The 13217-nt window shown below is 69.8% G+C and carries 11 protein-coding genes; 7 read left to right on the top strand and 4 right to left on the bottom strand.

The window, feature by feature from the left end:
* Nucleotides 1–4 precede the first annotated feature (4 nt).
* The gene (gene lpdA / locus ACFV3I_RS11130; protein ID WP_378803733.1) at nt 5–1378 is read left to right on the top strand and encodes a dihydrolipoyl dehydrogenase; all 1374 of its coding nucleotides are present in this window, start codon (nt 5–7) and stop codon (nt 1376–1378) included.
* 66 nt (nt 1379–1444) lie between these two features.
* Nucleotides 1445–3220, top strand: coding sequence for a 2-oxoglutarate dehydrogenase, E2 component, dihydrolipoamide succinyltransferase (gene sucB / locus ACFV3I_RS11135; protein ID WP_378822818.1), 1776 nt, complete (start codon nt 1445–1447; stop codon nt 3218–3220).
* A gap of 8 nt (nt 3221–3228) precedes the next feature.
* Here sucB and ACFV3I_RS11140 read toward each other — a convergent pair whose 3' ends face one another.
* On the bottom strand, nt 3229–4665 hold the full coding sequence (locus tag ACFV3I_RS11140) for a hypothetical protein (protein WP_378803735.1): 1437 nt from the start codon (nt 4663–4665) through the stop codon (nt 3229–3231).
* A 160-nt stretch (nt 4666–4825) separates the two neighbouring features.
* On the opposite strand from ACFV3I_RS11140, the gene ACFV3I_RS11145 reads away from it, so the two are divergent.
* Nucleotides 4826–5536: a DUF4191 domain-containing protein gene (locus ACFV3I_RS11145; RefSeq protein ID WP_136030306.1), complete on the top strand. Its 711-nt coding sequence runs from the start codon at nt 4826–4828 to the stop codon at nt 5534–5536.
* A gap of 57 nt (nt 5537–5593) precedes the next feature.
* On the opposite strand, the gene ACFV3I_RS11150 is transcribed toward ACFV3I_RS11145, so the two are convergent.
* Nucleotides 5594–6781: a RimK family alpha-L-glutamate ligase gene (locus ACFV3I_RS11150; RefSeq protein ID WP_136030304.1), complete on the bottom strand. Its 1188-nt coding sequence runs from the start codon at nt 6779–6781 to the stop codon at nt 5594–5596.
* 18 nt (nt 6782–6799) lie between these two features.
* On the opposite strand from ACFV3I_RS11150, the gene ACFV3I_RS11155 reads away from it, so the two are divergent.
* The gene (locus ACFV3I_RS11155; RefSeq protein WP_378822819.1) at nt 6800–7288 is read left to right on the top strand and encodes an ATP-dependent zinc protease; all 489 of its coding nucleotides are present in this window, start codon (nt 6800–6802) and stop codon (nt 7286–7288) included.
* 24 nt (nt 7289–7312) lie between these two features.
* Here ACFV3I_RS11155 and ACFV3I_RS11160 read toward each other — a convergent pair whose 3' ends face one another.
* The gene (locus ACFV3I_RS11160; protein WP_372490597.1) at nt 7313–7741 is read right to left on the bottom strand and encodes an RDD family protein; all 429 of its coding nucleotides are present in this window, start codon (nt 7739–7741) and stop codon (nt 7313–7315) included.
* A 148-nt stretch (nt 7742–7889) separates the two neighbouring features.
* Between ACFV3I_RS11160 and glnA the strand changes: the two genes are divergently transcribed.
* The 3 genes from glnA to ACFV3I_RS11175 all read left to right on the top strand — a co-directional run bounded on the left by glnA (nt 7890) and on the right by ACFV3I_RS11175 (nt 12271).
* The gene (gene glnA / locus ACFV3I_RS11165; protein ID WP_136030300.1) at nt 7890–9314 is read left to right on the top strand and encodes a type I glutamate--ammonia ligase; all 1425 of its coding nucleotides are present in this window, start codon (nt 7890–7892) and stop codon (nt 9312–9314) included.
* A 179-nt stretch (nt 9315–9493) separates the two neighbouring features.
* Nucleotides 9494–11029 carry a serine/threonine-protein kinase gene (locus ACFV3I_RS11170; RefSeq protein WP_378822821.1) on the top strand — a complete coding sequence of 512 codons (1536 nt, stop codon included), beginning with the start codon at nt 9494–9496 and terminating at the stop codon, nt 11027–11029.
* Between the two features lie 96 nt (nt 11030–11125).
* Nucleotides 11126–12271, top strand: coding sequence for an AI-2E family transporter (locus ACFV3I_RS11175; RefSeq protein ID WP_378822823.1), 1146 nt, complete (start codon nt 11126–11128; stop codon nt 12269–12271).
* Here ACFV3I_RS11175 and ACFV3I_RS11180 read toward each other — a convergent pair whose 3' ends face one another.
* Nucleotides 12272–13192 (bottom strand): diacylglycerol kinase family protein, encoded by a 921-nt coding sequence (locus ACFV3I_RS11180; RefSeq protein ID WP_136045564.1) that lies wholly within the window; start codon nt 13190–13192, stop codon nt 12272–12274.
* Nucleotides 13193–13217 lie beyond the last annotated feature (25 nt).

Raw genomic sequence — 13217 nt, forward strand, 5'->3', positions numbered from 1 at the left:
ACCGATGACAACCCACACCTTCGACATCGTCGTGCTCGGCGGTGGCAGCGGCGGCTACGCGGCCGCGCTGCGCGCCAGCGAACTCGGCAAGTCGGTCGCGCTGATCGAGAAGGACAAGGTCGGAGGCACCTGTCTGCACCGCGGCTGCATCCCGACCAAAGCGCTGCTGCACGCGGCGGAGGTGGCGGAGCATGTGCGCGACGCCGCAGCGGTGGGGATCTCGGCCACCCTCGACGGCATCGACGCGGCGGGCGTGCGGGCATACCGCGAGGGCATCGTCGCGAAGAAGTACAAGGGGCTCGAGGGCCTCGTCAAGGCGCGTGGCATCACCACGGTCACCGGGACGGGACGGCTCAACGCAGACCGGAGCGTCAGCGTCGGCGACGACGTGTACGTCGGGACGGACGTCGTGCTCGCCACCGGCTCGTACAGCCGCACGCTTCCCGGGCTCGACATCGGCGGCCGCATCCTGACCAGCGAGCAGGCGCTCGCGCTCGATGTGATCCCCGAGCGCGTCATCGTGCTCGGCGGCGGTGTGATCGGCGTGGAGTTCGCGAGCGTCTGGCGCTCCTTCGGTGTCGAGGTCACGATCGTCGAGGCGCTGCCGCACCTCGTGCCGAACGAGGACATCGCGATGAGCAAGGGGCTCGAGCGCGCGTTCCGGCGCCGCGGCATCCAGTACTCGCTCGGAGTGCGGTTCCAGCAGGCCACCCAGGACGACACGTCCGTCAGCGTGACCCTCGAGGACGGCACGGAGCTCACCGCGGACTACCTGCTCGTCGCAGTCGGTCGCGGTCCCGCCACGGCCGATCTGGGCTTCGAGGAGGCGGGCGTCGTCCTCGACCGCGGGTTCGTCACGGTCGACGAGGAACTGCGCACCGGGGTTCCCGGGGTGTGGGCGGTCGGCGACATCGTCCCAGGGCTCCAGCTCGCCCACCGGGGCTTCCAGCAGGGCATCGCGGTGGCCGAGCGCATCGCCGGCCTCTCCCCCGCGACGGTCCCCGACGTGCAGATCCCGAAGGTCACGTACTCCAGCCCCGAGGTCGCCTCGGTCGGGCTGACCGAGGAGGCGGCCGTGGCCGCGCACGGCGCCGACGCGGTGTCGTCCTACGAGTACAACCTCGCCGGCAACGGCAAGAGCGAGATCATCGGAACGGGCGGCCTCGTCAAGGTCGTCCGCCAGAAGGACGGCCCGGTGCTCGGCGTGCATCTGATCGGTGACCGCGTCGGCGAGCTCATCACCGAGGGTCAGCTCGCTGTGGCCTGGGAGGCGCACCCCGAGGACATCGCTCCGCTCATCCATGCGCACCCCACGCAGAGCGAAGCGCTCGGCGAGGCCTTCCTCGCGCTGGCCGGAAAGCCCCTGCACGCCCTCTGAGCACCAACCGGTGCCCGAGTCACTAAGCTAGACAAGCGTCATACAACTTCTGAAGGAGACTCAGTCATGAGCACATCCGTGGTCCTCCCCGCTCTCGGTGAGAGCGTCACAGAGGGTACGGTCACCCGCTGGCTCAAGCAGGTGGGAGACACCGTCCAGGCGGACGAGGGCCTGCTCGAGATCTCGACCGACAAGGTCGACACCGAGATCCCCTCCCCGGTCACCGGCGTGATCGAGGAGATCCTCGTCGCCGAGGACGAGACCGTCGAGGTCGGTGCCCTGCTCGCTCGCATCGGCGACGGCAGCGCCGCAGCCCCGGCGGGCGACGCGCCCGCTGCGGCCGCCCCCGAAGCGGAGGCCGCCCCTGCCGAGGCCCCTGCCGCGACCGAGACTCCTGCTGAAGCGCCGGCTCCGGCCGAGGCTCCTGCGGCCGAGACTCCCGCTCCCGCCGCCGAGGCTGCGCCGTCCGGTGACGCCACCGACATCGTGCTTCCCGAGCTCGGCGAGAGCGTCACCGAGGGAACGGTCACCCGCTGGCTCAAGCAGGTCGGTGACTCGGTCGAGGTCGACGAGGCTCTTCTGGAGATCTCGACGGACAAGGTCGACACGGAGATCCCCTCGCCCGTCGCCGGCGTGCTCCAGGAGATCGTCGCGGCCGAGGACGAGACCATCGCGGTCGGCGCCGTCCTGGCCCGCGTCGGTTCCGGCGCTTCCCAGCCTGCCGCCACCGAGGCACCTGCCGCGCCGCAGGCCGCGCCCGAGGCGCCCGCCACCCCGGCACCCGCTGAGGCTCCGGCCGCACCGCAGGCGGCTCCCGCCCAGCCCCAGGCTCCGGCCGCGGCCCCTGCACCTGCTGCCCCTGCTCCGGCGCAGGCCGCACCGGCTCCCGCAGCGACCGAGGCTCCCGCTCCGAAGCTCTCGCTGCCGACGGAGAACGACAACCTCTACGTCACCCCGCTGGTGCGCCGTCTGGCCGCACAGCAGGGCGTGGATCTCGCTTCCGTGACGGGTACCGGTGTCGGCGGGCGCATCCGCAAGGAGGATGTGCTCAAGGCTGCCGAGTCCGCATCGCAGGCTCCGGCCGCCACGAATGCGGCTCCGGCTCCCGCACCGCTCGAGGTCTCCCCGCTGCGGGGTACGACCCAGCCGATGTCGCGTCTGCGCAAGGTGCTCGCCAAGCGCGCGGTCGAGTCCATGCAGCAGACGGCGCAGCTCACCACGGTTGTGGAGGTCGACGTCACCGCGCTGGCGGAGTACCGCGACAGCGTCAAGGGCTCGTTCCTCGAGAAGACCGGCGACAAGCTCTCGTTCCTGCCGTTCTTCGCGCTGGCCGCCGCCGAGGCGCTGCAGGCCTTCCCGATCGTGAACGCGACGGTCGACGGTGAGCAGATCGTCTACCCGGCCACCGAGAACGTCTCGATCGCGGTCGACACCGAGCGCGGGCTGCTCACTCCGGTGCTGCGCGACGCCGCGTCGAAGAACATCGCTCAGATCGCTCACGAGATCGCCGACCTCGCGGCCCGCACGCGCGACAACAAGCTGAAGCCGGACGAGCTGGCCGGCGGGACCTTCACGCTGACCAACACCGGTTCCCGCGGTGCGCTGTTCGACACGCCCGTCGTGTTCCTTCCGCAGTCCGCCATCCTCGGCACCGGCACGGTCGTCAAGCGTCCGGGTCTCGTCAAGGTCGGCGGAACCGACGCGATCGCGGTCCGTTCGTATGTGTACCTCGCTCTGTCGTACGATCACCGCATCATCGACGGTGCCGACGCGGCGCGCTTCCTCGGTGCGGTGAAGGCGCGCCTCGAAGCGGCGCAGTTCGCCCCGCAGCTGGGCGCCTGACCGAACGATCATTCTGGCTGGTCCGCGACGTCGTACACGTCGCGGACCAGCCATTTGTCGTCCTGCCGCACGAGTACGACCATCGCGGTGGGACTCGCGGCGTCCGCCTCCGCCGGCCGAGCGACGCGGGTGACCGCGACGTCGCCGTACTCGTCGACCAGCTCGACCGTGAGCTCACCGCTGAGCGCGCGCACGGCGTCGACGGTTCCTGCGGAACCGGGCGCGATCGCGGCGACGCACTCCGTGACCCCGGCGGAGTGACAGGCCTCAGCGGCGGAGACGAGCGTCGGGACGGCGGCGGCGGGGTCGCCCGCCTCCGCGACGCGCGGCGTGGGGGCAGCAGACGCGTGCTCGGGTCCTGTCGTCGATGACCCGCCTTTCGCCCGACCATCCCCGGTCGACGTCGGCGTCGGCGCTGTCCCCGCCGCGGTGGAGGCACCTCGGGCGTCGCTCCCGCCGTCGCCGCTCGGCCACATCAGCCCGCCCACGAGCACGACGGCCGCACCCGCTGCCGCGATCAACAGCAGTCGGCGACGCGGTGCGCGGGGAGCCGCGGCCCGATCCCGCCCCTTACCGCTCGTCGCCCGCCGCACGCGGACGGCCTCCCTGGCGTCGGCGATCCGCGACGCGATGTTCTCCCGCAACATCCGCACGGCGCTGCGGACTCTCGCCCGGGTGGTCCGTGGGGTACGGACCGCGGACCTCCGCGTCGCGAGGCTCCTCCGGGTCGGGGCGACCCCGCCCGCAGCGGGCTCGACGACGCGGGAGAGGTCGCGCGCCCGCACCGGCTTCGTCGTCTGATGCTCCAGGGGACGTGGGGACACGAGGGCGAGAAGCTCGCACTCCCACTCGTCGAGAAGCCGCCGCGGGACCCGGGGGTGCTCCAGTCGTTCGCGCAGTCCATCCCCCACCCGGTCGAGAACACGCCTCAGCGCTCGATCGGTCTCGCCGTCCCTGAGCGTCTCGACGATCGACGCCGCTGCGGACCGGATCCCGCTCCCCTCACCGATGACGAACAGGGGTCGCCCGCCGTCGGTGAGCCACCACGTACCCTCGACGCCGCTGCCCACGCGCGCCAGTTCACCGATGCCGCGCAGCAGACTCACCGCCACCGTGCACACCTCACCCTGACGCAACCGCTGCCCCGAGGCGGACCGTCGGTCGATGAACGCCTGCAACCGATCGGTGCACCAGGGCAGCAGCACATCGTGGCCGTCCGCACGTCGGACGATGTCCAGCGGTCCGGCGACGTGCTGTGCGCCCGCGAAGTGCCAGCCCGCCCATCCCGCGAGCTCCTCGCTCGGACACCGCACCGCCACGCCGTCGCCGCTGGTGACGAGCGCCCCCGCGAAGGGGGTGTCCGGCGACGACAGCATCCGCAGCGTGCGGTGCGCTCGTGCCAGCAGGGGCGGTGGGGCCGTCTCGATCGTCTGGGCGTCGGTCATGCGCCCATCTCACCCGAGGGACCGTGCGCCCGGAGCCATCCACGGCGTGAGCGGAAAGGTCCGCCGGCTGCGGCTGGCTGTGCAGAGCGAGTCCTCGTGCTGCTCCGCTCCGCGCGAACGACGACATCGTCAGGGTCTGGGACTCGGTAGGCTGGATGTCATGGCAAAGCGTGCTCCCGAACCCGAGAAGCGTCCTGGGTTCTTCTCCCAGATCAAGTCCCTCTTCCGGTTCACGCGCGAGGCCTACCCGTGGCTCCCCTGGGCGCAGGCCGGCATCCTCGTCGGCGGCATCCTGCTCGGCCTCGTCGCCGGCTACCTCATCCCGCCGTTCCAGGTGTGGACCCTCGTGCTCTGGGGCATCACCGGCCTCATGCTGGGCGTGCTCGGCGCGCTGTTCCTCATGACGCGACTGTCGACGTCGGCGATGTACACCAAGATCGACGGCATGCCCGGCGCGACCGGTCACGTGCTGAGCACCAGTCTCGGGCGTCGCTGGCAGGCATCGGAGACCCCGGTGGGGATCAACCCGAAGACCCAGGAGGCCGTGTACCGCACGATCGGTCGCGGCGGCATCGTGGTGGTCGGCGAAGGTGCCCGCGGCCGCCTCACGCGCCTGGTCAACGAGGAGCGGAGCAAGGCGCAGCGCGTCGCGCACGGTGTCCCCGTGACCGTGCTCTACGTCGGGCACGGCGAGGACGAGGTGCCCATCGCCGACCTCGCCAAGACCATCAAGAAGCTTCCCAAGGCCATCGACAAGGCCACCATGGCCGCGGTGATCCGTCGCGTCGACTCCGTGTCGCAGTCGCTCTCGTCGCTGCCGATCCCGAAGGGCATCGACCCCACCAAGGTGCGCCCGCAGCGTCCGCGCTGACCCGCACACCGCACGATCGACGCGCGGCCGTCCTCCTCGGAGGGCGGCCGCGCGTCGTCACTCCGACAGCGGCTGCTTCGGCAGGCGCCGCACCTTCGCCCGGCGACGACGACGCTCCGGGATCATCGAGCGCATCTCTTCGAGCTTGCCGAAGCAGAACAACCGGTCGTCCGCCTCCAGCACGACGTGCTTGCGCGGGTTCGGGATCACGCTCACCCCGCGGTGCAGCGTGAGCACGGTGATGTCACGCTCCCACAGTCCGGCTTCACCCAGGGTCTTCCCCACCAGGTCGGCGGCGCCGTGCACCATCAGTTCCGCCACGCCGTACCCCGTCGACACCGTCAGGCGCTGTCGCACGTCGATCTCGGGGAACGCCACCTGCCCGGCGATGTAGTCGATGATGGCGCCGGCGACGTCGAGCTTCGTGGCCGTCTCGATGCCCTGCAGTCCCGGCGAGGAGTTCACCTCCATGACGAGCGGTCCCTCGTCGCCCTCGAGCATGTCCACTCCCGCCACCCGCAGCCCCATGATCTGCGCCGAACGGACGGCCGCCCGCTCGTACACCGGGTCGAGCTCGATCGCCTCCACCGATCCGCCGCGGTGCACGTTCGAGCGGAATTCGTCGCCGGCCGCCGACCGCCGCATCGCCGCGACGACGCGGTCGCCCACGACCAGCGCACGGATGTCGCGCCCACGACTCTCGGAGATGAACTTCTGGATGAGCACGTTCTGCTTCGTGGAGTGCAGGGTCTCGATGATCGCCTCGGCGACCTTGACCTGTGGGGCGAGGATCACGCCGATCCCCTGCGTGCCCTCGAGCAGCTTGATCACGACCGGGGCACCGCCGACGCGCTCGATCGCCGGGCGCACATCGGCGCGGTTGCGCACGAAAGCGGTGGGCGGCATCGCGATGTTGTGCCGGGAGAGGATCTGGTTGGCGCGGAGCTTGTCGCGCGCGCTCGAGATGCCGTTGGCGGTGTTCGGGGTGTACACGTCCATCTGCTCGAACTGGCGGACCACCGCCGTACCGAAGTAGGTGATCGAGTTCCCGATGCGCGGCAGGATCGCGTCGTAGTCGCTCAGCTGGCGTCCCCGGTAGTGCAGGTCGGGTTCATCGGAGGTGAGGTCGATCGCGAAGCGAAGGGTGTTCAGCACCTTGACGTTGTGCCCCCGCTGCAGCGCGGCGGCCCGGAGGCGCTGGGTGGAGTACGCCTGCGGCGCACGGGACAGCACTGCGATCTTCACGGGGGATTTCCTGCCAGGATGTATCAGGTGAGTAGGTCTACCCATTCAAACACCCTCACGGGGTGGCGAGAGTGGGTCAGCCTGCCCGATCTCGGCGTCGACTGGATCAAGGCGAAGATCGACACCGGCGCGCGCACCTCATCGCTGCACGCGTTCGACGTGCACGAGTTCGAGCGTGAGGGCGAGGCGTGGGTCCGCTTCCGGGTGAACCCGTGGCAGGACAGCCAGGACGACGCGGTCGTCGTCGAGTGCCCTGTGCACGATCGCCGCGCCGTGCGCAGCTCGTCCGGGCACGCGCAGGAGCGTCTGGTGGTGCAACTGATCATCCGCCTGGTCGACCGCGAGGTGCTGGCCGAGGTCACCCTCAGCAACCGGGACGAGATGGGGTTCCGCATGCTCATCGGTCGCGAGGCCCTGCGTCACAGCTACGTCGTGGACCCCGCGCGCTCGTTCCTCGGTGGAAGGGCACCGCGCGAGGCACGCCGCCGCAACCGGGGACGCGTCTGAGGCAAGCGGGCGACCCGACGCTGCTCAGGCGCGGATGAGGACGGTGCCGACCGCCTTGTCGTGCAGACCGCGCTGATCCGCATCCCAGACGACCGCCGGGATCACGACGAGCAGCAGCAGCGTGCGAACGACCGGCCGCCACAGCCCGATCCAGGCGCCGTCGAGACGCACCAGGCGCATGCCGAGGATGCGGTGACCCGGGCTACCCCCCGCGGTGGGGATGAACAGGATCTGCAGGACCGCGAACACCAGCAGCGGGGCGAACTGCGTCAGACCCGCCTCGGACGGCAGCGCGAACTGGTCGAACCCGAGGAAGCCGGTGGCGATGATCGTGGCGGCCGCGTAGTCGATCACGAGAGCGCCGATGCGTCGTCCGGGACGGGCGATGCTTCCCGTTCCCGACTCCGGGAGTCCGAGTCGTTCACCGGGGTACCTGTTCACCGCATCCGTCACCACACCAGCCTACCGAGCCCTCGGAACCGCGCCTTCCGCCCTCACGCTGTAACACGCTCGAAACAAAGCGGATACCGTGGAGAAATCCCCCGTCCGTACTGTGCAGAGTGGCCCCGAAGCCATCGATCCGCATCACAGGAGTCGTTACATGTTCAAAGATTCGTCCGAGGTACTGGCCTACATCAAGGAGAACGACGTCAAATTCCTTGACATCCGGTTCACCGATCTCCCTGGCGTGCAGCAGCACTTCAACATCCCTGCGGCGACGGTCGACGAGGCCTTCTTCACGGACGGGCAGCTGTTCGACGGCTCCTCGATCCGCGGCTTCGCGAGCATCCACGAGTCGGACATGCAGCTCATCCCCGACGTGACGACGGCCTACATGGACCCGTTCCGCGAGGCGAGCACCCTCGTGATGATCTTCGACATCTACAACCCGCGCACCGGCGAGATCTACTCGAAGGACCCGCGTCAGGTCGCCAAGAAGGCCGAGAAGTACCTCGCGTCGACCGGCATCGCCGACACCGCGTACTTCGCGCCCGAGGCCGAGTTCTACATCTTCGACGACGTGCGCTACTCCGTCACGGCGGGCGAGAGCTTCTACAAGGTCGACTCCGAGGAGGCCGCGTGGAACACCGGTCGCGAGGAGGAGGGCGGCAACCTCGCCAACAAGACCCCGTACAAGGGCGGCTACTTCCCCGTGAGCCCGGTCGACAAGACGGCCGACCTGCGCGACGACATCACGCTCAAGCTGATCGAGGCCGGCTTCATCCTCGAGCGCTCGCACCACGAGGTCGGCACGGCGGGCCAGCAGGAGATCAACTACCGCTTCGACACGATGGTGCACTCGGCGGACGACATCCTGAAGTTCAAGTACATCGTGAAGAACACGGCCGAGGAGTGGGGCAAGGTCGCCACCTTCATGCCCAAGCCGCTCTACGGTGACAACGGCTCCGGCATGCACACGCACCAGTCGCTGTGGAACGACGGCAAGCCGCTGTTCTACGACGAGGCCGGCTACGGCCAGCTCAGCGACATCGCCCGCTGGTACATCGGCGGCATCCTGGCGCACGCTCCCGCGCTGCTCGCCTTCACGAACCCGACGCTGAACAGCTACCACCGTCTGGTGAAGGGCTTCGAGGCTCCGGTCAACCTGGTGTACTCGGCCGGCAACCGCTCCGCCGCGATCCGCATCCCGATCACGGGCTCCAACCCGAAGGCCAAGCGCATCGAGTTCCGCGCTCCCGACGCCTCCGGCAACCCGTACCTCGCCTTCGCGGCGCAGCTCATGGCAGGTCTCGACGGCATCAAGAACCGCATCGAGCCGCACGAGCCGGTCGATAAGGACCTCTACGAGCTTCCGCCCGAGGAGGCCAAGAACATCCCGCAGGTGCCGAACTCGCTGCTCGACTCGCTCGAGGCGCTCCGCAACGACCACCAGTTCCTCCTCGAGGGCGGCGTGTTCACCGAGGAGCTCATCGAGACCTGGATCTCCTACAAGTACGAGAACGAGATCCTGCCGATCGCGCAGCGTCCGCACCCGTTCGAGTACGAGCTGTACTTCGGGGTCTGACCCGCACCGCGAAGCGCCCGCCGGGATTCCTGGCGGGCGCTTCCGCGTGTCCGGGGGTCATTCCACACACCCTCTTGCAGGTCCCTGCCCCGGAGTCAAGCCCGAAGACGGGAATCGTGCAGGGCCCTAGCGTGAGAGAGTCGCCGGGCTACCCGACCCGGCGACGGGGAGGCTGCACCATGTGGACGCAGGAGGCGACGCCGACCGAGGCTCTGCTCGACAGCCGATACCGGCTGGGCGATGCCGTGGGCGTCGGCGGCATGGCGACCGTGTACCGCGCCGAGGACATCGCGCTGGAGCGCACGGTCGCGGTCAAGATCTTCCGCACCTCGGACGATGCCGTTACCTCGACGGACCGCGCGCACTCCGAGAAGGCGCTGCTCGCCTCCCTCAACCACCCCAACCTGGTCACGCTCCTGGACGCCCGCCTCGACCCCGGCCGGGCGATGTACCTGGTGATGGAGTTCGTTCCCGGCCCCACGCTCAGCAGCCGCCTCTCCCGCTCCGCCGTGACTCCCCAGGAGGTCGCGACCATCGGTGCCGACGTCGCCTCCGCCCTCCATGCCGCTCACGCGGCGGGCATCGTGCACCGTGACGTCAAGCCCTCCAACGTTCTCCTCACCCCGCCGACGTCGGGTAGCGACCGGTGGACGGCGAAGCTCGCGGATTTCGGGATCGCGTGCATGATCGACACGTCGCGGGTCACCGCGCCGGGCATCGTCCTCGGCACCCTCACGTACATGGCGCCCGAGCAGCTGCGCAACGGCGAGGTACGGCCGTCGGTCGACATCTACGCGCTGGGCCTTGTGCTCCTGGAGGCACTGACCGGCACACCCGGCTTCGCGCCCACCCTGAGCGTCGAGACCGCCCTCGCCCGCCTGCACCTGGCGCCGGACGTTCCCGCGTCGCTCGGACAGGACTGGGGGCGGCTGCTCACCGCGATGACGAGCATAGACCCGGCCGAACGGCCGCACGCTGCCGAGGTCGCGGTCGAGCTGCGGCGGTTGAGCGAAGCACTCGCGGAGGCCGACGAGCGCGCCACCGCTCCCCTTCCCGCCGTCGTCGCGCCCGCCGCCACGCGCGTCCTGCCCGTTCCCGGCATCCCCTCGCCCGCCGCATCCTCGGCGCCCGTGGCCCCGCTGGTCATCCCTCCCGTGCCGCCGCTCCCCGCCCCCGCGGCTCCGGCTCGGCCGCTCACCCGTGCCCAGGCCCGGCGGCGGCTCGCCGCCCGTGCGGTCGCTGCACCGCGCCGGACACCGCGGCGACGCGACAGTCTGCTCTTCGCCGCCGTCGTCGCCATCGGAGCCGTCACCACGATCGCGGTGTCGCTGTCGGGCCAGGGCACTCAAGCCGTGGCGAGCTCCTCCGGCGCCGTGCTCAGCGGGATCTCCTCCGTCGAGTCGCCCACGGCCGCCGAGACGGCCCCGCCCACCGTCGTCGAGGTGCCCGCGGCCGTCGCTCCCGCCCCCGCCGAGTCCCTCACCGTCGAGTCCGTCGGCGACGAGCACTCGACCGACCATGCCGACGACAACCCGGCTGCACAGCAGGACAACGGCAAGGGCAAGGGAGCGAAAGGCAACGGCGAGGGCACGAGGGGCGGAAAGCCGGGTTCCGCGGACCAGGGTTCGCCGACCACGGACGATCGAGCCGCGGTCGAGACGCCCGGCAAGGGCGATAAGGGCACAGGCTCGCAGGGCAAGGGCTCGAACGACTAGGCCCGGCGTTCAGCCGAACGCCCTCGGGTGTCGCTGAGCGCGCCGGGCCCCGGTGTGGAGCAAGATCGAGTGCGAGCACGCACAGTTGGAGGGGACATGCGCCGCAGGAGAATCATCGCGACCGACGAGGCGCAGACCGTATCGGCCCAGCGCCGCTCCCCCACCTCGGTGGTCGCAGGGGCGAGAGCGAACCCGTTCATGTTCGGGCTGCTCGGAGCCCTGGGCGTCCTGGTCGCTCTCGCGATCGGCGGCATCGTCAATCAGCTCGCGACCGTACTGGTCTACATCGGCGCCGCGATCTTCCTCGCGCTCGGACTCGACCCCATCGTCACCAGCATCGAGCGCAAGCTCCCCCGTCCCGCCGCCGTCGCGATCGTCGTCGCCGGCGTCGTCCTCGCGTTCGCCGGGATCATCCTCGCCATCGTCCCGATCCTCGTCGAACAGATCACCAACCTGATCAAAGACGGTCCGAAGATGATCGAGGACTTCATGAAGACGGACTGGTACAAGGACATGAGCGCCCAGTTCGGCTCGACCATCACCGATGCCGTCAACGGCGTGCTCGGCTTCGTGCAGGACCCCGACAACTTCTTCGACATCGGCGGCGGTGTCTTCGCGGTCGGCGCCGGGATCGCCGGAGGCATCACCGGCGTCACCATCGTCCTGATCCTGACGCTGTACTTCATGGCGTCGCTGCGCAGCATGAAGCGCGTCGCCGCTCGCTTCGTGCCCGCCTACCAGCGCGACACGTTCAGCGAACTCCTGGAGGACGTCTCGAGCGCGGTCGGTCGCTACGTGATCGGTCAGGCGAGCCTCGCCCTGACCAACGGCGTGCTCAGCCTGATCTTCCTCAGCATCATCGGCGCACCGGTGCCGGCGCTGCTGGCCCTCATCGCCTTCATCGGCTCGATGATCCCGCTCGTCGGAACCCTGTCGGCATCGATCATCATCTCGCTGATCTGCCTGTTCGAGTCGCCCACGACCGCGCTCATCGCGATCATCTACTACCTCGTGTACATGCAGATCGAGGCATACGTGCTGTCGCCCCGCATCATGAGCCGCGCGGTCGCCGTTCCGGGGGCTCTCGTGGTGATCGCGGCCGTCGCGGGTGGTGCGCTCGGCGGGATCCTCGGCGCGCTGGTGGCCATCCCGATCGCGGCGAGCATCATCATCATCGTGCAGAAGGTGGTGTTCCCGACACAGGACCGGAAGAAGACACCACCGGCCGTGACGGTCGCGTGATCAGCGGACGGTGACGGCGCCCGCCTGCACGCGCACCGCGAACGACGAGATCTCCCCGACCTCCTCGCCGTCGATCTCGAACATCTGCGGAGCCGCAAGGCGCACCTCGATGCGCTCGGCGGAGACGTGCGTGGTGGAGTCCGTGCTCACCGCCTGATCGACACTCCCGAGAATCCGTCGGATGCCGTTGTCCCACACCACGGAGCGGACGGTGTCGAGCCACTGGAGCGGTCCGTCGGCGCTGATCAGCAGCATGTCGAGGAGCCCGTCGTCGACGAGGGCGTCGGGCAGCAGCCGGATGCCGCCCTGCAACATGCCGCAGTTTCCGATCAGGAGGGTGTGCCCACGCAGCTCCTGCGGCTCACCGTCGTCCAGCTGCAACGTGATGTCGGTCATCTCCGTGCCGGCGAGTGCCCGGCCCATCGCCTCGACGTACGCGAGCCATCCCGCGCGGTCCTTGAGGTCGTCATTGGTCTCCACCAGCATCTGGGCATCGACGCCGAAGCCCACCATGACCGAGAACGCGTGCTCCTCCCCGTCGATCTCGACCCATCCGAGGTCGATGTTCCGCGGCTCGCTGTCGCGGACGTGCTCCAGCGCGGGAAGGACGCCCTCCAGGGGGATGCCGAGGTTGCGGGCCAGGAGGTTGCCGGTGCCCTGCGGCACGATGCCGAGGGCGACCCCGGTCTCCGCGAGGGCCTCCGCGACCGCTCGGATGGTCCCGTCTCCGCCCACCGCGATGACCGGGTCGCAGCCCTCCGCGACCGCCTCCGCCGCCATGCCACGGCCCGCGTCCTCCGGGGTGGTCTCCCACCAGCGGATGTCCGCGTCATCGCCGAACGCGAGCCGGACGGCCTCCTCGAGAACCCCCCTGTCCGACTTCGTGGGGTTCCAGATCACTGCCAGAGGAGAAGACGTCATGCGCTCAGCCTGGGCGACCGGAGCC

This window comes from Microbacterium sp. NPDC059771 (assembly GCF_042732495.1).
Taxonomy (GTDB): domain Bacteria; phylum Actinomycetota; class Actinomycetes; order Actinomycetales; family Microbacteriaceae; genus Microbacterium; species Microbacterium sufflavum.